Source organism: Arthrobacter sp. Hor0625, from assembly GCF_052567525.1.
Window position 1 is genome coordinate 2,952,067 of record NZ_CP199586.1, and the last position, 18,490, is coordinate 2,970,556.

Here is an 18,490-nt window from a genome sequence, read left to right on the forward strand (position 1 = left end):
CGGTCAGCCGGCCTGTGCGGCGGCGCGGCCCGCCGCGCGGCCGGAGAAGAGGCAGCCGCCCAGGAAGGTGCCTTCGAGGGCGCGGTAGCCGTGGATGCCGCCGCCGCCAAAGCCCGCGGCCTCGCCCGCGGCGTACAGACCGGGCACCGCGAGCCCGGCGTCGTCCAGGACGCGTGAGTGCAGGTCCGTCTGGATTCCGCCGAGGCTCTTGCGGGTCAGGACAGACAGCCGGACCGCCAGCAACGGCCCGTGACGGGGATCCAGCATCCGGTGCGGCGGCGCGACCCGCATGATCCGGTCCGTGGTGAAGCGCCGGGCCGCGCGGATCGCCGCAAGCTGGGGGTCCTTGCCGAGGCCGCTGGTGAACTGGCGGTCCCGCGCCCGGAGCAGGCTCTCGAGCTCCGCGGCGTCAATCAGCCCGGAGCCCGTCAGGGTATTCATCCTGGCCGCCAGCGCGGCGGGAGAATCGGCCTGCAGGAAGTCGACGCCCCGGTCCAGGAAGCGCTGCAGCGGGCTGTCGCCGCTGCGTTTGAGGCGGCCGGCCAGCAGCCGGATGTCCTTGCCGGTCAGGTCCGGGTTCTGCTCGGAGCCGGACAGCGCGAATTCCTTCAGTGCGATGGTGCGGTTCAGCACGAACCAGGAGTGGGTGTGGCCGGTGCCGAGGATGTGCCGCAGTGCGCCGAGGGAGTCGAAACCGGGGAAGAGCGGCGCCGGGAGCATCCGGCCGGTCGCATCCAGCCAGAGCGCCGAGGGTCCGGGCAGGATCCGGATGCCGTGCCGGGGCCAGACCGGGGAGTGGTTGTGGATCCCTTCCGGGTAGTGCCACATCCGGTCGCCGTTGATGAGCCGGCCGCCGCCGCGTGCGACGGCGGCCAGGAAGCCGCCGTCGACCGAGGCCGGAACCCCGCTCAGCATGGTCTCCGGGGCGGCCCCGCCGGGCCACTGTTCCCGCACCGCGGCGTGGTTGCCGCCGATGCCGCCAGTGGTCACGACGACGGCGCCGGCCGTGGCTTCGAATTCACCGACCGGGGTCCGTTCGGACTGCTCGCCGCGCGCCGCGGGGCTCGGTACCAGCACCTCGCCGCGCACACCGTCAACCCGTCCCGCCGTCGCGGTCAGGGAGGTGGCGCGGTGCCGGAAGTGGAAAGAGACCCGGCCGGCCGCCTCGCCCTCGCGGAGCTTGGCGAGGAACGGCGCGACGAGCGCCGGGCCGGTACCCCAGGCGACGTGGAAGCGGGGGACCGTGTTGCCGTGGCCGGCTGGGCCGTAGCCGCCGCGTTCGGCCCACTGCACCAGCGGGAACAGGCCGACCCCGAGGGACGCGAGCCAGGCGCGTTTCTCGCCGGCGGCGAAGTTCACGTACGCCTCTGCCCAGTCCCTGGCCAGGGCGTCCTCGGGGCGGTCGAACGCGGCCGAATCGAGCCAGTCGGCCAGGGCCAGGTCCACGCTGTCCCGGACGCCCAGCCGGCGCTGCTCCGGGGTGTTGACCAGGAACAGGCCGCCAAAGGACCAGTGCGCCTGGCCCCCGGTAGAGGCCGCCGGCTCCTGGTCCAGGACCGCCACCCGCCGGCCGGCAGCGTACGCTTCGGCGGCGGCCACCAGGCCGGCGAGTCCTGCGCCGACGACGATCACGTCGGCTTCGATCCGGGCACCGGGCGCGGCCGCGCCGCCGCTGGAGACTGCATCCGCGCTGGTCATGGCTTCATGCTAACGCCCGGCGGCGACCGAATCCGCGCGCATTTTGGATTGCGCGCCCGGAACCGGAAAACTAGTGGCATGCGCGTATACCCCACCTTCTTCCGGCTCGCCTTCTCCTGGATGGACGCCGAGCGTGCCCACAAGATCGGGTTCCAGGCCATCCGGCTGGCCAACCGCTGCGGCGCCGGCCGGGTGCTGCAGCGCTTCACCGCACCGGCGGCCTCGCTGCGGACCGAGGCCTTCGGCCTGACGTTCCCCTCACCGTTCGGCCTCGCCGCCGGGTTCGACAAGGAAGGCCACGGCATCGAGGCGCTGACCGAGCTCGGCTTCGGCCATGTCGAGGTGGGAACCATCACCGGCCAGGCCCAGCCGGGCAACCCGGCCCCGCGGCTGTTCCGGCTGATCGAGGACCGCGCGGTGATCAACCGGATGGGCTTCAACAACGACGGCGCCGCCGCCGTCGCACCCCGGCTCCGCGCCGCCCGCGCCGCGCTGCAGCGCCGCTACCCCGGAGTCCGGCCGGTGATCGGTGTCAACATCGGCAAGAGCAAGGTCGTGGAACTCGACGACGCGGTGGCGGACTACCTCATCAGCGCCCGCAGCCTGGCTCCGGCCGCCGACTACCTGGTGGTCAATGTCAGCTCCCCGAACACCCCGGGCCTGCGCCTGCTGCAGGACGTCGGCACGCTCCGGCCCCTGCTGGAGGCCGTGGGCAAGGAAGCGGATGCCGCCGCAGGCCGGCACGTGCCGCTGCTGGTCAAGATCGCCCCGGACCTCAGCGACGAGGACATCGACGACGTCGCGCGGCTGGCGCTGGAGATGAAGCTGGACGGCATCATCGCGACCAACACCACGATCACCCGCGACGGGCTCGTCTCTGCGCCGGGGACGGTGGCAGCGTGCGGCGCCGGCGGGCTCTCCGGAGCGCCGTTGAAGCAGCGTTCCCTCGAGGTGCTGCGGCGGCTCCGGCAAGCCACCGGGGGTGCCATCACGCTGGTGTCCGTCGGCGGCGTCGAAACGGCACAGGACGTCCAGCAGCGCCTCGACGCCGGCGCCACCCTGGTGCAGGGCTACACGGCGTTCCTCTATGAGGGTCCCTTCTGGGCGGCGCGGATCAACCGGCTCCTTGCGAAGCACCCGTCCCGGCGCTGAGCCGTTCGGAGGCGGGCACTCCGCGTACCCGAACAAACGAAGGAGCCCCCGGCAGCTGCCGGGGGCTCCTTCGAGTTGAAGGCGTGAATCAGGCGGGGAATTCGCCCCGGCGGACCTGGGGCTTGGGCAGGCGGAGGCGACGGAACTGCAGCGAACGCATCGAGCCGTACCAGACCGTGCCGCGCTCCACCTCGCCGAACTTTTCGGCCAGGCGCTTCTTGAGCTTGCGGGAGAGGATGAAGACGTCGACGAAGACGGCCAGGAACATGACCCAGAAACCGCCGAGGACATAAATCATCTGCTCGCTGCTCGCCGGAACCAACAGCGAAATGATCACGAAGACCAGGGCACCGAACATCAGGTACTCACCAAGGCTGAAGCGCGCGTCGACATAGTCGCGGGCGAAGCGCTTCTGCGGGCCCTTGTCCCGCAGCGGCAGGAACTTCTCGTCACCGGAATCCATCGCCTGGCGCATCTTCAGCCGCTGGGCGGCGACCGCTTCGCGCTCGGCAGCCTTGGAGGCCTTGCGGTCCTCCGGCACCAGGGGCCGTTTCCGGGCCGCAACCTGGGCGCTGCGCTTGGGCGTGGGTGCGCCCTTGCCGGCCACGGGGCCGCGGGCCGCTGCGGCGGCCGCCTGCTGGTCAACTACGTCCTGCGCCGAGGGCGCTTCCTTTTTACGTCCAAACACCCCTATACATTACCCTGCGGGGCCCGGTCTGCCGTGACGGCTGACACGGTAGGGTTTTGGCCATGACTTCATCATCCGCGGGGATCCCGCAGTCCGCAGCCGCCGGCTCCATCGACGCCGCCGCCCTCCGCCAGGCCGTCAGCGACTCCTTCGACGCCACCGTCGCCCAGCTGAAGGACCTGGTCGCCATCCCGGGCATTGCCTGGCCCAGCTTCGATCCGGCGCCGCTGAATGCCAGCGCCGAAGCCGTCGCGGACCTGGTCCGCGCCAGCGGCTTCGAGGACGTCCGCGTCCTGCGCTGCGACAAGGCCGACGGCACCCCGGGCGGGCCCGCCGTCGTCGCCCGCCGGCCCGCCGCCGAGGGCAAGCCGACCATCCTGCTTTACGCCCACCATGACGTCCAGCCCGCCGGCGACACCGCGCTCTGGGATACCGACCCCTTCACCGCCGTCGAACGCGACGGACGGCTCTACGGCCGCGGCGCCGCCGACGACAAGGCGGGCATCCTCGCCCACGTCGCTGCCTACTCCGCCGTGACCCGTGTGCTGGGGGAGGACCTGGGCCTTGGCGTGACCTTCTTCTTCGAAGGCGAAGAGGAAGCCGGGTCGCCGACGTTTCGCGCGTTCCTCGAAGAGCACCGGGAGCTGCTCCGCGCCGACGTGATCGTCGTCGCCGATTCCTCCAACTGGAAGGTGGGCATCCCGGCGCTCACCACCAGCCTGCGCGGCCTGGTTGACGGCACCATCGAGGTCAAGGTCCTTGACCACGCCGTGCACTCCGGCATGTTCGGCGGGCCCGTCCTGGACGCGCCCACCCTGCTGGCCCGGCTGATCGCCACCCTGCACGATGAGGACGGCAGCGTCGCGATCGAGGGCCTCGTCGGCCGCGACGACGCCGAGGTCGACCTCACCGAGGAGGAGTACCGCAACGATGCCTCGGTCCTCGACGGGGTGAAGCTTGCCGGCACCGGCACCATCGCATCGCGGATGTGGACCAAGCCGGCGCTGTCGATCATCGGTTTCGACGCGCCTGCCGTCGACGTGGCCTCCAACACGCTGCTGCCGCGCGCCCGCGCGAAGTTCAGCCTGCGCCTGGCGCCCGGCCAGGACCCGGCCGAGGCCATGGACGCCGTGCGACGGCATGTCGAGTCGCACGCCCCGTTCGGCGCCCAGGTGGTCTTCACCCCGGGGGAGAGCGGCAACGCGTTCGCGACGGACACCAGCTCCGCCGCGGCCGGACTGGCCATGTGGGCGCTCGGCGAGGCCTGGGGCGTCCCCGCGGTCGAAACCGGCATTGGCGGGTCGATCCCGTTCATCGCGGACCTGACAGAGTTGTACCCGGAAGTGCAGATCCTGGTCACCGGCGTGGAGGATCCGGACTCGCGGGCGCACAGCGCCAACGAGTCCCTCCACCTGGCGGATTTCCGGAACGCGATCGTGGCGGAGGCGCTGCTGCTGGCCCGGCTGAACGCCGACGGCCTGACACCGCCGGCATAGGCGCCCCGGCGCGGCGCCCGCAGGGAACATCCAGCCCGCTTCCACGGTTACGGCAGGAGTTAGAGCTACAGGGCCGATCGACGTAGCATGTAGCTATAGCCCATACCGTGTAAGTAGGGGCGGGCGCCGCGCAGGCGGGGCCGCCACGACCGTCGTTAGAAGGTAGGCCATGAGCACTACAACCAATGAAAACAGCGCCGACACCACCGTCCAGGCCGACCAGGAGCTGCCCAGCCACGAGGTCCAGCTGTCCGACGTGGCCGCCGGCAAGGTCCGCAGCCTGCTGGAACAGGAAGGCCGCACCGATCTGCGCCTCCGCGTCGCCGTGCAGCCGGGCGGTTGCTCCGGGCTGATCTACCAGCTCTACTTCGACGAGCGCCTGCTCGAGGGCGACGCCGTGCGCGACTACGACGGCGTCGAGGTTGTCGTGGACAAGATGAGCGTCCCCTACCTCAGCGGTGCCAGCATCGACTTCGAGGACACCATCTCGAAGCAGGGCTTCACGATTGACAACCCGAATGCAGGCGGATCTTGCGCCTGCGGGGACTCCTTCCACTAAGGGCTAAGGCCGGGCTTTCAGCCCGGCCTTAGTTCCGTCCGGAGGGCGTTCACCGGAGGGGTTAAAAACTCCGCAAGGGCACGGCGCGGACATGTGGGCGAAAACTCGCGGGGAGCGGTAAGCTCTACACCGAGTAGTAAAACTTTTAGTGTGCCCGGAACGCTTTCGGCGGCCGGGCGGCAGCAACAAGTAGGAAGGGCCGTCTGTGAGTTCGCAGAACCGAACCGGCAGCCGACGCAAACAGATCACTACGATCACTGGCTTGGCACTAGCCGGCGCGTTGGCTTTGACTGGATGTTCACCAGAGGTACAGAAAGGGTGGCTGCCGACCGAGCGCGGCACCACCAACCACACTGACCGCATCATGGACCTCTGGGTCAACTCATGGATTGCCGCGCTGGTCGTCGGCATCATTACCTGGGGCCTGATGATCTGGTGCATCGTCGCATACCGGCGGCGCAAGGGCACCGTCGGGTTCCCCCGCCAGAACAGCTTCAACCTCCCGCTCGAGGTCTTCTACCTGACGATCCCGCTGTTCATGGTCCTGGTGTTCTTCTACTTCACCGACCGTGACCAGCAGGCGATCGACAACCGGGACGCCCCGGCCGACGTCGTCGTCGACGTCCGCGGCAAGCAGTGGGCCTGGGACTTCAACTACAAGAAGGGCGACGTCGTCACCGACGACGTCCACGAGGCCGGCGTCCAGGCGCACCTCACCGGCACCGAGGTGGACAAGGAAAAGCTGCCCACCCTGTACCTGCCGGTTAACAAGTCCGTCGATCTGGAGCTGAACGCCCGCGACGTCATCCACTCGTTCTGGGTGCCGGCGTTCCTGCAGAAGCGCGACATGATCCCGGGCAAGACCAACTACATTCGGTTCACTCCCACCAAAGAGGGAACCTACGACGGCAAGTGCGCCGAACTCTGTGGCGAGTACCACTCCGAAATGCTGTTCCGCGTGAAGGTTGTCTCCGAGACGGAGTTCAAGTCCCACATGGACCAGCTCCGCCAGGACGGCAACACCGGACTGCTCGGCGAAGAGTACGACCGCCTCCCGGCCAAGACCGAGAACAAGTAAGGGGAGCGCGAAGTGGCAACGACCTACTCTCAGCCCTCCGGGACCCTTGAGGCTCCCGTAGTACCCAAATCCAAGGGGCGCATCGTCGTCAACTGGATCACCTCCACTGACCACAAGACCATCGGGTACATGTACCTGATCGCGTCCTTCGTGTTCTTCTGCTTCGGCGGCGTCATGGCGCTGCTGATCCGCGCCGAACTGTTCGAACCCGGCATGCAGATCCTGCAGACCAAGGAACAGTACAACCAGCTCTTCACCATGCACGGCACCGTCATGCTGCTGATGTTCGCGACGCCGCTGTTCGCCGGCTTCGCCAACGTCATCATGCCGCTGCAGATCGGCGCACCCGACGTCGCCTTCCCGCGGCTTAACGCCCTGGCCTTCTGGTTCTTCCTGTTCGGCTCGACGATCGCCGTCTCCGGTTTCATCACCCCGCAGGGTGCAGCCTCCTTCGGCTGGTTCGCCTACGCGCCGCTGTCCAACACCACCTTCAGCCCCGGCGTCGGCGGTGACCTCTGGGTCTTCGGCCTGGCTCTCTCGGGCTTCGGCACCATCCTCGGCGCCGTCAACTTCATCACCACCATCATCTGCATGCGCGCCCCGGGCATGACCATGTGGCGTATGCCGATCTTCACCTGGAACGTCCTGGTCACCGCGATCCTCGTGCTGATGGCGTTCCCGCCGCTGGCCGCCGCCCTGTTCGCCCTCGGCGCGGACCGCCGCTTCGGTGCCCACATCTTCGATCCCGAAAACGGCGGCGCCGTCCTCTGGCAGCACCTCTTCTGGTTCTTCGGCCACCCCGAGGTTTACATCATCGCGCTGCCGTTCTTCGGCATCGTGTCCGAGATCTTCCCGGTCTTCAGCCGCAAGCCGATCTTCGGCTACAAGGGCCTCGTCTACGCGACGATCTCCATTGCCGCTCTCTCGGTGACCGTGTGGGCACACCACATGTACGTCACCGGCTCGGTCCTGCTGCCGTTCTTCTCCTTCATGACGATGCTGATCGCGGTCCCCACCGGCGTGAAGTTCTTCAACTGGATCGGCACCATGTGGCGGGGTTCGATCACCTTCGAAACCCCCATGCTCTGGAGCATCGGCTTCCTGGCCACCTTCCTCTTCGGTGGCCTGACCGGCATCATCCTGGCGTCTCCGCCGCTGGACTTCCACGTCTCCGACTCCTACTTCGTGGTCGCCCACTTCCACTACGTGGTCTTCGGCACCGTGGTGTTCGCGATGTTCGCCGGATTCTACTTCTGGTGGCCGAAGTGGACCGGCAAGATGCTCAACGAGCGTCTCGGCAAGATCCACTTCTGGATGCTTTTCCTGGGCTTCCACGGCACCTTCCTCATCCAGCACTGGCTCGGCGTCGAGGGCATGCCCCGCCGCTACGCGGACTACATGCCGCAGGACAACTTCACCTGGATGAACCAGTTCTCCACCTACGCGTCCTTCCTGCTCGGCGCCTCGCTGATCCCGTTCTTCTGGAACGTCTACATCACCTGGCGGAGCAACGAGAAGGTCCTGGTGGACGATCCCTGGGGCTTCGGTGCGTCGCTTGAGTGGGCGACGTCCTGCCCGCCGCCGCGGCACAACTTCACCTCGCTGCCGCGGATCCGTTCGGAGCGTCCTGCCCTGGACCTGCACCACCCCGAACTCTCCCAGTCATACACCGTTGACTCGCCTGCCCCGGCAGCCGCGACGCTCGGTAACGCCGACCAGAAGGACCAGGCCCAGTGAAAATCGAATCAAGGATTTTTGGACTCGGAGTCTTCTTCTTCGTCCCGGTGGCCATCGTCTACGGCATCGTGACCGGTTGGAACGAGCCGGTGGGCTACCTCGCCCTCCTGCTGGTGGCCGGCCTCGCGGGCATGATCGGCGCCTACCTGGGATTCACCGCACGCCGCGTCGGCATGCGCCCGGAGGACCGGAGCGACGCTGAGATCCACGAAGGCGCCGGCGAGCAGGGGCACTTCAGCCCCTGGAGCTGGTGGCCGCTGGTCCTTGGCCTGGCCGCCGCCGGTGGTTTCCTCGGCCTGGCCGTCGGCTTCTGGGTCACCTACATCTCCGGTGGCCTGGCCCTGGTGGCTCTCGTAGGCTGGGTCTACGAATACAGCCGCGGCGACCACGCGCACTAGGCACCACACGTAGAAAACGACGGCGGGCCCCACCTGATGGTGGGGCCCGCCGTCGTTTGCGTGTGCGCTGCGCCGTGCCCGGGCGGCTGACTGCGGTGGTGCGTGGTTGGGCGTCCTCGGCGGTCAGCCTGCCTGCGAGTCCAGCAGGGCGCACAGGACGTCCAGGACCTGGTCGGCGTCGCGGGTACCGGACCCAGCCGGGACGAGGTCCGACTGGATGGACAGTTCCACCTCGCAGCCGCAGTCAAAGTCTTCGGTCATGACCTCCAGCAGGGAACGGGCGTCGACGGCGGGCCGGCCGGCCTTGCTGATCCGGACGGCGAAGCCGGTCTGGGTCACGGCGCGGACAAAGGCCGCAGCGGGACGTGCGTGCAGTCCGATCGGTGACCGGACGACCGCCTTGCGTGCTGGCAATGGAGACTCCTCAGGTGTTGCTACCCCCGCCGACCTGGCGCCGCGGTGGCGGCAGTAGCGAAGTCTGCGGGGCGCCGGCCGGTGCGGCGGCATAACTCAGCGTAGCCGGGGGAGCGGACCCGTGCTAATCCGGGATCCGCAGTGGTCTAGACCTGCTGCGGGGTGACTTAAACTTGGTGCATGAACGATTGCAGCGGGAACCGTTATGGGCTCTGACGCGGCCAGGATGGCCGGGGACATCGATCGGAGCAGCGGGACTCCGATCTATGTCCAGCTCCGGGAGATCCTGCGCGCCCACATTGCCAGTTCCTGCCCTCCGGGGTCGGCCCTGCCGTCCGAGCGGGAGCTCTCCGAACGCTTTGGCCTGGCCCGGATGACCGTTCGGCAGGCAATCGACGCACTCGTGGGTGAAGAGGTGATCGAGCGGGTGGTTGGCTTGGGCACCTTCGTGCGGAAGCCCAAGCTGGACCTGCAGGTAAAGCTGACTTCCTACAGCGAGGAAATGCAACGGCGTGGCATGGTGCCCGCAGCCAAGGTCCTGAGCTTTGAACAGATCAACGCCAGCGCCTTCCTGGCCCGTGAGCTCCAGCTGGAGGAGGGCACGCCGCTGGTCAGGTTCCGCCGGCTCCTGCTGGCCGACAGCGAACCGATGAGCGTGGACGAAAACTTCATCCCCGCGCACCGGGTTCCGGGGCTGCTCGACGGCGAGCCCCCGACGTCGCTCTATAACGTCCTGAGCGAATCCTACGGCCTGGTCATGGAGTGGGGGGAGGACATGATCGAGGCGACCGCTGCATCGCCGTCCACGGCGCGGCTGCTCAACGTAGAGGTCGGGTCGCCCTTGCTGAAGATCCAGCGCCACGCGTTCGTGGCCCGGGCCATGGTGGACTATTCGGTCTCCTACTACCGTGCCGACCGGTACAAGCTCTGGGTGCCGCTGCAGCGTCCCGGCGTCCGCCCGACCCGGAACTATGCCTCCGGGTACCGTCCCTAGCCGCAACGGCCCGGGGGCCGCTGTGCACTGACGGCTGCCTCGACGGCCCAGCGGAACCACGCGCGGGGCGGACACAACGGCGCGGGGTACGTAAAAGGCCCGGTCCTGACGGACCGGGCCTTTTGCGTTGTCAATCGCTCCTAGTGGCTGAGCGTCTTCTGATCGGCAGTTGCGTCGATTGCCTCGTGGGAGCCGTGGTGGCCGTGGGCCGCGGCGAGCTCCGCCGGCGTGGCCGGTGCAACCCGGTCTTCGAAGAACCACTTGGAGAGCAGCGCACGGCGCTTCTCCTTGCGGTCCACCACACCGTGTTCGTTCGGCTGGGCCGGGATCGGCGACGGGGATTCGAAGCCAACCAGCTTGTAGCGCTTGTACTCGTCCAGCGGGGCGTGGACCTCGATGAACTCACCGTGCGGCAGGCGGACGATGCGGCCGGTTTCACGACCGTGGAGCGCGATCTCGCGGTCCTTGCGCTGCAGGGCCAGGGCGACACGCTTCGCGACGATGAAGCCGAGGATCGGGCCGATGAAGAACAGCGCGCGGAGCCAGTAGGTGACGTCGTTCAGTGCCACGTGGAAGTGCGTGGCGATCAGGTCGGAACCCGCAGCAGCCCACATCACGCAGTACCAGATGAAACCTGCCACGCCGATCGCCGTACGGGTAGGGGCGTTGCGGGGACGGTCGAGAACGTGGTGCTCCCGGTCGTCCTTGGTGATCCAGCGTTCGATCCACGGGTAGGCGAACATCACCGTGAACAGGAGGCCTGCCGGCACCAGGGCCGGGAGGAGCACGTTGAAGGTGAAGACGTGGCCGAACCAGACCTGCTCGACGTGCCAGTCACCGAAGGTACCCGGCATCAGGCGCAGGGCGCCGTCAACGAAACCGATGTACCAGTCGGGCTGGGTGCCGGCGGAGACAGGGGAGGGGTCGTACGGGCCGTAGTTCCAGATCGGGTTGATGGTGAAGAAACCGGCCATGAGCGCGATGACACCGAACACGATGAAGAAGAAGCCGCCGGCCTTGGCCGCGTAGACCGGGCCGAGGGGGTAGCCGACGACGTTGCCGTCGTTGCGGCCCGGGCCGGGGTACTGGGTGTGCTTGTGCACAACCACCATGAACAGGTGCACGGCGATCATCAGCAGGATCAGCGCGGGAACCAGCAGGATGTGGAGCATGTACAGGCGGCCGATGATGGCCGTACCCGGGAACTCGCCGCCAAAGAGGAAGAACGAGATGTACGTGCCGACAACCGGGATGGACTTGATCACGCCGTCGATGATGCGCAGGCCGTTGCCGGAGAGCAGGTCGTCGGGGAGTGAGTAGCCGGTGAAGCCTGCGGCCATGGCCAGGATCAGCAGGACGCTGCCTACCACCCAGTTCATTTCACGCGGCTTGCGGAACGCGCCGGTGAAGAAGACACGCAGCATGTGCACGGCGATGGAGGCTACGAAGAGCAGGGCCGACCAGTGGTGGACCTGGCGCATGAACAGCCCGCCGCGGACATCGAAGGAGATGTTCAGCGAGGAGTTGTACGCAACCGACATCTCGACGTTCTTCAACGGGAGGTAGGAGCCGTGGTAGTGCGTCTCCGCCATCGACGGGTCGAAGAAGAACGTCAGGAACGTGCCGGAGAGCAGCAGGATGACGAAGGAGTAGAGGGCAACTTCGCCGAACATGAAGGACCAGTGGTCCGGGAAGACCTTCCGGCCGAATTCGCGGAGGATGCCCGAGCCGCCGACGCGCTGGTCAACGAAGTCGGTGATGCGGCCGCCCTTGGTCTTGGCGACGAAGGTGGGGGTGTCAGCTGTTGATGTTGCGCTCATGCTCATCACGCTCCCAGTAGCTAGGTCCGACAGGTTCTTTGAAGTCGCTCGTGGCGTAGAGGTAACCCTCGTCGTCCACGGCGATGGGCAGCTGCGGGAGCGGCCGGCTGGCCGGGCCGAAGATGACCTTGCATTCCTGGGTCAGGTCAAAGGTCGACTGGTGGCACGGGCACAGCAGGTGGTGCGTCTGCTGCTCGTAGAGGGCAACAGGGCACCCGACGTGGGTGCAGATCTTGGAGTAGGCAACGATGCCGTTGTAGCCCCAGTCCTCGCGCCCCGGGGAGGGGTTGAGGGATTCCGGGTTCAGGCGCATCAGCAGAACGACGGACTTGGCCTTCTCGTTCAGCTTGCCCTCTTCGAGCTCGTTCAGGCCTTCCGGGATGACGTGGAAGGCGGAGCCGATGGTGACGTCCGCGGCCTTGATGGGGGTGCCGTCAGGGTCGCGGGTCAGGCGCTTGGTCTTGCCGTCAACCGGGGCCCACATGGTGTGGGCCAGCTTGTTGTCCGGACGCGGGCCGAGGTCACCGAAGACGGCCAGGGCCGGCAGCGGAGCGAGCGCGACGGCGCCGAGCAGGGTGTTGCGGATCAGCGGGCGGCGCTTGATGCCGGTTTCCTCGACGATGTCGTCGACGATCCGGACGGCGGCCTGGCGGTCCTCTTCGGTGCGGATGGCGTGGCGCTCTTCCGACACTTCGTGGTCCGGCATGAGGGCCTTGGCCCAGTGCACGATTCCGGTGCCGATGCCCAGCATGGCAAAGGCGGTGCCGATGCCCAGCAGGGTGTTCTGCAGCCGGATGGTGGCGATCGAGGAGTCTGCTCCAAGATCGATGGCGAAGTACGCCACCAGGAATATCAGGGTGCCCACGACCGAGGCGCCGAACAGAATGGCCACCTGCCGTTCCGCTCGCTTGGCGGCCCTCGGGTCCGTGTCAGCCAGGCGCAAACGATGCGGGGGAATTCCAGGATCCTGGAACTTCTCCACCTCATTCTGACCAGCCGTAGCTACGGTGCCCGAGTGGTTCGGACTGCCGTCACTATGGTTGCCCATAATTCGCCTCATCCTTCTCTCGTCCCGGCTGATGCCGGGTTAGTTTTTCAATTCCAACTGCCGACGGGTCGGCAGAAATTCTTACGGTGCCGCGGAGCGGCTAGGAAGTCCGGGAGGTCAGCCAGATCGTGAACGCGATGATGACGCCCAGGCCGGCAATCCAAACGAACAGGCCCTCGGAAACCGGGCCAAGGGCGCCCAGGTCGTTGCCGCCGGGGGAGCCGTTGGCTTCGATCTGCTTGAGGAACGTGATGATGTCGCGCTTGCCCTCGGGGCTGACGTTGGCGTCCGAGAAGACCGGCATGTTCTGCGGGCCGGTGACCATGGCCTCGTAGATGTGCTTGCCCGAAACGTCAGCCAGGGCCGGGGCGAACTTGCCCCGGGTCAGCGCACCGCCGGCAGCGGCGGCGTTGTGGCACATGGCGCAGTTGGTGCGGAACAGCTCGCCGCCCTTGGCAGCGTCGCCCTTCTCGTCGAGGACACCGGCCTCGGGGATGGCCGGGCCGGGGCCCAGCGAAGCAACGTACGCCGCCAGCTGGTGGGTCTGCTCTTCGTTGAACTGGGCGGGCTTCTTGTACGCCTGTGGGCCGTTCATCTGCATGGGCATGCGGCCGGTGCCAACCTGGAAGTCAACGGCGGCGGCGCCGACGCCAACGAGCGACGGTCCTGCCTGCGAGCCGCTGGCACCCATGCCGTGGCAGGTGGCGCAGTTGGCGGCGAACAGCTTGCCGCCCTCTTCTGCATCACTTGCACTGAAGCTCGTGGTGTCGGCCTTGGCCTGGTTGACGGTGGTGGCGACGGCGTACAGCCCACCAGTGATGAGGAGGCCCATCAGCAACAGTGCAACTGCTGCCAGTGGGTGACGTCGCTTCTGCGAGAGTGCCTTCACGTGGTGGTTCCTTTATTCGATCCTGCGTTGGCTCGGGGAGCCGATTCTTGAAATTCTATCTCTTGTAGAAAGAGAGACAAGGGGGGCTACTTGAGGACGTAGATGACCAGGAAGAGGCCGATCCACACGACGTCGACGAAGTGCCAGTAGTACGAGGTGACGATCGCGGAGGTGGCCTCGAAGTGGCCGAACTTCTTCGCGGCGAAGGAGCGTCCGATGATCAGCAGGAAGGCAACCAGGCCGCCGATAACGTGCAGGCCGTGGAACCCGGTGGTCATGTAGAACGCGGAGCCGTAGGCGTTGGAGGAGAGCGAGACGTGCTCGGAAACGAGCATCGCGTACTCGGTCGCCTGGCCGGCCACGAAGAACGCGCCCATGACGAATGTCAGAGTGAACCACTCGTTCATTCCCCACCGGGCGAAGCTCAGCGGACCGCCGAGCCGGCGCGGCTGGAGCCGCTCGGCAGCGAAGACGCCCATCTGGCAGGTAAAGGAACTGGCCACGAGGACGATGGTGTTTACAAGCGCGAAGGGGAAGTTGAGCTTGGCTGTCTCTTCGGCCCACATCTGTCCGGAGGTCGAACGGAGTGTGAAGTACATGGCAAAGAGACCGGCGAAGAACATCAACTCACTGGACAGCCAGACGACGGTTCCAACGGAAACCATATTCGGGCGATTCAGCGTCGGGTGCGCCGGGGTACTGGGGGCATGGGTCGCAGATGTCACATAGACATTATGTCTGTAAAACTCTGTCCTGCCCAACGCAAACCGCGTTTTCGGAGGACTTTTTCTACAAAGACGCGAAATCGCGCGGAAAAGTTCCCGACGGCCTTCGCATTGGGCATTGCGGGTTCCGGCTCGATAGCATCGGATCGTGACTTCTCAGGCATCTGCACAGGCTGTAGGCATGGCGTGGCCGCGCCTCATCGGCGCCCTTATTAACGGTACGGACCTCAGCGCCGGCGATACCGAGTGGGCCATGGCGTCCATCATGTCCGGTGAGGCGACGCCGGCCCAGGTCGCCGGATTCCTGGTGGCGCTGCGGGCCAAGGGCGAGACCGTGCAGGAGCTCACCGGCCTGGTGGAGGCGATGGCCGCGGCCGCGAATCCGATCGAGATCAGCGGCGAAAAGCTCGACATCGTCGGCACCGGCGGGGACCAGCTGAATACCGTTAACATCTCCACCATGGCAGCCCTCGTCTCGGCCGGCGCCGGCGCCAAGGTCGTCAAGCACGGCGGCCGCGCCGCGTCGTCGAGCTCCGGCTCCGCCGATGTGCTCGAGGCCCTCGGCGTGCGCCTGGACCTGCCGATTCCGCGTGTCGCGCGGAATGCCGAGGAGGCAGGGATCACCTTCTGCTTCGCCCAGGTCTTCCATCCCTCCATGCGGTACGCCGCCGTCGCCCGCCGCGAACTCGGCGTGCCCACGGCCTTTAACTTCCTGGGGCCGATGACCAACCCGGCCCACGTGCAGGCATCCGCCGTCGGCGTCGCCAACGAACGGATGGCGCCGCTGGTGGCGGGGGTCCTGGCGGCGCGGGGGAGCCGGGGCCTGGTCTTCCGGGGGAACGACGGACTGGACGAACTGACCACCACCGGACCCTCCCGGATCTGGGAAATCCGCGACGGGAAAGTTGCGGAGGAAGTGTTCGACCCCCGCACTCTGGGGATCCGCCAGGCGACGGTGGAAGAGCTGCGCGGCGGCGACGCGGCGGCCAATGCCGCCGTCGTGCGCGCCGTGCTGGCAGGCCAGCCGGGGCCTGCGCGCGATGCGACGCTGCTGAATGCGGCTGCCGGGCTGGTGGCCTTCGATCAGGATGCCGCGGGTTCCCTGCCGGAGCGGATGGCAGCAGCGATGAAGCGTGCCGAAGAGTCCGTGGACAGCGGCTCGGCTGCAGCGGTGCTGGACCGGTGGGTCGCGCTGTCCCGCGATTGAGCGGGAGTTACTGCTCGAAGCCCAGTGCGAACGCGGCGTCGAGGTCGTGCTGGGAGTAGGCGCGGAAGGCAATGTGCGTGGTGGTGTGCACGACGGCAGGAACCTTGGAGAGCTTGTCCGCGATGACATCGGCCAGTTCCTCGTGCCGGGCCACCCGGGCGATCGCAATCAGGTCCCATTCGCCGGTCACCGAGTAGACCTCACTGATGCCGGGAATCGCGGAGATCTTTTCGGCGGTCTCCGGGATAGCCGAAGCGTCTGTCTTGATGAGGACGAAAGCGGTGATCACGTTGAAACCTTTCGGATCTGTTTGCGCCGTAACCCGGCGTGTTGATCGGCCCCGGCAGGGGCCGTGCCATCTGCAGCAAGCCTAGTGCATCAGGCAGGCCGGCGCCGTGCCCGCAAGCGCCGAACGGCCGCCGCCAGGAGGCGCCAGCCGAGCAGGAACACACCGACGCTGAGCAGCGCCACGATCACGAACGGCAGCACCACGACCTGGCCGGTGAGCGCGCGCAGCAGCATGCCGACAGCCGCCGTGCCGAGCCAGACGCCGACCCCGGCGGGCCAGAGTGCCAGCGGAGTACGCCACAGCCGCAGCGCCAGCCACGCTATGGCGGCGCCGGCCAGGAACGGCCATGCCGTCGCCAGGACGCCGATGACGATCTCGCCGCGCTGGTGTGCGTCCCGGCCAATCGCGGCGAAGACCAGGATCAGGACGGCGTCGGCGGCGGCGGCAAGCACCGTGGTGTGGGCGGGCGGCGCCGGGCGGGCCGGAGTCGCGGGGGAGTGCGGGGAAGCGGGGGAGGGCATGCTTCAAGCCTAACCTCGGCGGCTCTGGAGTCGGGCCCCTGCCGGGTCTAGTCTGTCTCCAGACCCGCCCACGCAGGAGGCTTACCAATGACCACGCTGCCAGACCGGCCCCGCACCGCCCTGATCGTGATCGATGTGCAGAATGGCGTGGTCGAGGGGGCGTACCGCCGGGACTCCGTCGTCGCGAACATCGCCGAACTGGTGGAGAGGGCCCGGGCCGCCGCCGTTCCGGTCGTCTGGGTCCAGCATTCGGATGCGCAGCTGGCGCGGGGGAGTGACGCGTGGCAGTTCGTCCCCGAGCTGTCGCGGGCCGGGCACGAAACGCTGGTGCACAAGTCCTACGGGGATTCCTTCGAGGGCACGGACCTCGAAGACGCCCTCGCCGCCGCCGGCGTCGGGCGGCTCGTCGTTGCGGGCGCGCAAACAGACGAATGCATCCGGTCGACGATCCACGGCGCTTTTGTCCGCGGCTACGACGTGACACTCGTCGCCGACGCCCACACGACGGAGGATCTCTCGGACTGGGGCGCGCCGCCGCCTGAGCTGGTCATTGCGCACACGAACCTTTACTGGGAGAACCATGCGGCCCCGGGGCGGACCGCGGCGGTGGTGAGCACCAGTGCCGTGGCCTTCGACGGCGGGGACAGCCTGCGTGGTCCCGGCACGTAGGATCGGGGGATGGCCCGCCTTATCGTTCCGGATGTCAGTTACCACGCCTCCTGGCTCGAGGGATCGGCAGAGTTCGACGGCGGCCGCAGGGACGGCGGCGGCGCGGACGACTGGCCGCTGGAGGAGCTCACGGACGCCGCCACCTTCGGCCGCTTCGTACGTTCGCTCGTTGAGGATGCGTTGCCCGAAAGCCCCCGGAAGCCGGGTTACGTTCCATGCACTTACCTGTGGATCGTGGACGGCGACAGATTCCTGGGCTCGCTGGCCATCCGGCATGAGCTGAACAGTTTCCTCTTCAACGAAGGCGGCCACATCGGCTACAGCGTCAGGCCGTCCGCGCGGCGCCGCGGCCATGCGGCGCAGGCGCTGGCCGATGCGCTGCCCGTCGCCAAGGACCTCGGCATCTCCCGGGCCCTCATTACGTGCGACGAGGACAACGCGGGCTCCAGGGCGACCATCGAAAAGAACGGCGGGGTCTACGAAGACACCCGCAACGGTAAACGGCGGTACTGGATCGATACCGCCGGGCAGTGCGCGGATTGACGACTGCCGGCACCGGGGGAGCAGGAAAGCGCGCACCGGCTGCCTAGGCGATGGCGCTGTTCGCCCGTGCGAGACTGACACCGTGCCGATCGACATCAAAGCCATGCTTGATCGGGTCGTCACTGAGGTGTTCGACCAGAACTTCACCGTCGAAGATGCGACGTCCAATGATGATCCTTTGCGGCCCGCAGTCCGCGTGATCAGTCGTCGCGAACGGGGCCGAACGGCAATCGTTCGCGCCTCCTACGTGTGGATGGACGCTTTCATCCCGGAACTCAACGTGCAGGCAGCCGGCGGCCCGGACGAGGATGACGTGGAGCAAGACAAGGAAGATGAGCTCCGGCGGATCTGCCTCGTTATGCGCGCCTATCTTCAGGGCGAAGCGCGCATCGAACAAAGGCGTCGCTTGTTACGGCGAGGCACGGTCCCGGTCGTGACCGTCGAAGTGGAGGGCCAGAAGTGGCGTCTTGGCCGGAACCATTGGTCGGTGGGCTAGGTGGGCTCCTCTGGACTACTTGACATAATGTAGATTATCGGCGTTCTGGAGAAATGGCCGGGAGGGGCA

At 67.2% G+C, this 18,490-nt stretch carries 20 protein-coding genes; 11 read left to right on the top strand and 9 right to left on the bottom strand.

Features of this window, described 5'->3' with window-relative positions; translation table 11 throughout:
* Positions 1-3: 3 nt before the first annotated feature.
* Positions 4-1,698, bottom strand: coding sequence for an FAD-binding dehydrogenase (locus tag ACTWLI_RS13600; protein ID WP_445154321.1), 1,695 nt, complete (start codon positions 1,696-1,698; stop codon positions 4-6).
* 78 nt (positions 1,699-1,776) lie between these two features.
* Here ACTWLI_RS13600 and ACTWLI_RS13605 point away from each other — a divergent pair, with 78 nt between their 5' ends.
* On the top strand, positions 1,777-2,850 hold the full coding sequence (locus ACTWLI_RS13605) for a quinone-dependent dihydroorotate dehydrogenase (RefSeq protein ID WP_445154322.1): 1,074 nt from the start codon (positions 1,777-1,779) through the stop codon (positions 2,848-2,850).
* 88 nt (positions 2,851-2,938) lie between these two features.
* Here the strand turns inward: ACTWLI_RS13605 and ACTWLI_RS13610 are convergent, their stop codons facing one another.
* A complete protein-coding gene (locus tag ACTWLI_RS13610) occupies positions 2,939-3,538 on the bottom strand; it encodes a DUF3043 domain-containing protein (RefSeq protein WP_445154323.1) in 600 nt (199 codons plus the stop codon).
* Between the two features lie 62 nt (positions 3,539-3,600).
* Here ACTWLI_RS13610 and ACTWLI_RS13615 point away from each other — a divergent pair, with 62 nt between their 5' ends.
* The 5 genes from ACTWLI_RS13615 to ACTWLI_RS13635 all read left to right on the top strand — a co-directional run bounded on the left by ACTWLI_RS13615 (position 3,601) and on the right by ACTWLI_RS13635 (position 8,806).
* The gene (locus ACTWLI_RS13615) at positions 3,601-5,034 is read left to right on the top strand and encodes a dipeptidase (RefSeq protein ID WP_445154324.1); all 1,434 of its coding nucleotides are present in this window, start codon (positions 3,601-3,603) and stop codon (positions 5,032-5,034) included.
* A 169-nt stretch (positions 5,035-5,203) separates the two neighbouring features.
* Positions 5,204-5,593 (top strand): HesB/IscA family protein, encoded by a 390-nt coding sequence (locus ACTWLI_RS13620; protein ID WP_445154325.1) that lies wholly within the window; start codon positions 5,204-5,206, stop codon positions 5,591-5,593.
* A gap of 205 nt (positions 5,594-5,798) precedes the next feature.
* Positions 5,799-6,671 carry an aa3-type cytochrome oxidase subunit II gene (gene ctaC / locus ACTWLI_RS13625; RefSeq protein ID WP_056739284.1) on the top strand — a complete coding sequence of 291 codons (873 nt, stop codon included), beginning with the start codon at positions 5,799-5,801 and terminating at the stop codon, positions 6,669-6,671.
* 12 nt (positions 6,672-6,683) lie between these two features.
* On the top strand, positions 6,684-8,408 hold the full coding sequence (gene ctaD / locus ACTWLI_RS13630) for an aa3-type cytochrome oxidase subunit I (protein ID WP_445154326.1): 1,725 nt from the start codon (positions 6,684-6,686) through the stop codon (positions 8,406-8,408).
* Positions 8,405-8,806, top strand: a complete 402-nt coding sequence (locus ACTWLI_RS13635; RefSeq protein WP_445154327.1) for a cytochrome c oxidase subunit 4 — start codon at positions 8,405-8,407, stop codon at positions 8,804-8,806. The genes ctaD and ACTWLI_RS13635 overlap by 4 nt, the downstream gene beginning before the upstream one ends.
* 123 nt (positions 8,807-8,929) lie before the next feature.
* On the opposite strand, the gene ACTWLI_RS13640 is transcribed toward ACTWLI_RS13635, so the two are convergent.
* Positions 8,930-9,220 carry an HPr family phosphocarrier protein gene (locus ACTWLI_RS13640; protein ID WP_445154328.1) on the bottom strand — a complete coding sequence of 97 codons (291 nt, stop codon included), beginning with the start codon at positions 9,218-9,220 and terminating at the stop codon, positions 8,930-8,932.
* 205 nt (positions 9,221-9,425) lie between these two features.
* Here ACTWLI_RS13640 and ACTWLI_RS13645 point away from each other — a divergent pair, with 205 nt between their 5' ends.
* Positions 9,426-10,214, top strand: a complete 789-nt coding sequence (locus ACTWLI_RS13645; protein ID WP_445154329.1) for a GntR family transcriptional regulator — start codon at positions 9,426-9,428, stop codon at positions 10,212-10,214.
* 140 nt (positions 10,215-10,354) lie between these two features.
* Here the strand turns inward: ACTWLI_RS13645 and qcrB are convergent, their stop codons facing one another.
* The 4 genes from qcrB to ctaE all read right to left on the bottom strand — a co-directional run bounded on the left by qcrB (position 10,355) and on the right by ctaE (position 14,732).
* On the bottom strand, positions 10,355-12,034 hold the full coding sequence (gene qcrB, locus ACTWLI_RS13650; protein WP_445154330.1) for a cytochrome bc1 complex cytochrome b subunit: 1,680 nt from the start codon (positions 12,032-12,034) through the stop codon (positions 10,355-10,357).
* Entirely contained in the window at positions 12,012-13,082 is a 1,071-nt protein-coding gene (gene qcrA, locus ACTWLI_RS13655; protein ID WP_445154331.1) for a cytochrome bc1 complex Rieske iron-sulfur subunit, read from the bottom strand. The genes qcrB and qcrA overlap by 23 nt, the downstream gene beginning before the upstream one ends.
* Before the next feature lie 100 nt (positions 13,083-13,182).
* The gene (qcrC, locus tag ACTWLI_RS13660) at positions 13,183-13,971 is read right to left on the bottom strand and encodes a cytochrome bc1 complex diheme cytochrome c subunit (protein ID WP_056739297.1); all 789 of its coding nucleotides are present in this window, start codon (positions 13,969-13,971) and stop codon (positions 13,183-13,185) included.
* Between the two features lie 86 nt (positions 13,972-14,057).
* Entirely contained in the window at positions 14,058-14,732 is a 675-nt protein-coding gene (gene ctaE / locus ACTWLI_RS13665) for an aa3-type cytochrome oxidase subunit III (protein ID WP_445154332.1), read from the bottom strand.
* A 112-nt stretch (positions 14,733-14,844) separates the two neighbouring features.
* Here ctaE and trpD point away from each other — a divergent pair, with 112 nt between their 5' ends.
* Positions 14,845-15,903, top strand: coding sequence for an anthranilate phosphoribosyltransferase (gene trpD / locus ACTWLI_RS13670; protein ID WP_445154333.1), 1,059 nt, complete (start codon positions 14,845-14,847; stop codon positions 15,901-15,903).
* 7 nt (positions 15,904-15,910) lie between these two features.
* Here the strand turns inward: trpD and ACTWLI_RS13675 are convergent, their stop codons facing one another.
* Both ACTWLI_RS13675 and ACTWLI_RS13680 read right to left on the bottom strand, forming a co-directional pair.
* Positions 15,911-16,192 carry an Lrp/AsnC family transcriptional regulator gene (locus ACTWLI_RS13675; RefSeq protein WP_056739303.1) on the bottom strand — a complete coding sequence of 94 codons (282 nt, stop codon included), beginning with the start codon at positions 16,190-16,192 and terminating at the stop codon, positions 15,911-15,913.
* Between the two features lie 89 nt (positions 16,193-16,281).
* Positions 16,282-16,713: a DUF3054 domain-containing protein gene (locus tag ACTWLI_RS13680; RefSeq protein ID WP_445154334.1), complete on the bottom strand. Its 432-nt coding sequence runs from the start codon at positions 16,711-16,713 to the stop codon at positions 16,282-16,284.
* 87 nt (positions 16,714-16,800) lie between these two features.
* Between ACTWLI_RS13680 and ACTWLI_RS13685 the strand changes: the two genes are divergently transcribed.
* From ACTWLI_RS13685 to ACTWLI_RS13695, 3 genes are all read left to right on the top strand, one after another.
* Positions 16,801-17,382 carry a cysteine hydrolase family protein gene (locus ACTWLI_RS13685; RefSeq protein WP_445154335.1) on the top strand — a complete coding sequence of 194 codons (582 nt, stop codon included), beginning with the start codon at positions 16,801-16,803 and terminating at the stop codon, positions 17,380-17,382.
* A 9-nt stretch (positions 17,383-17,391) separates the two neighbouring features.
* Positions 17,392-17,925: a GNAT family N-acetyltransferase gene (locus ACTWLI_RS13690; RefSeq protein WP_445154336.1), complete on the top strand. Its 534-nt coding sequence runs from the start codon at positions 17,392-17,394 to the stop codon at positions 17,923-17,925.
* An 82-nt stretch (positions 17,926-18,007) separates the two neighbouring features.
* On the top strand, positions 18,008-18,421 hold the full coding sequence (locus tag ACTWLI_RS13695) for a hypothetical protein (RefSeq protein ID WP_445154337.1): 414 nt from the start codon (positions 18,008-18,010) through the stop codon (positions 18,419-18,421).
* Positions 18,422-18,490: the final 69 nt, after the last annotated feature.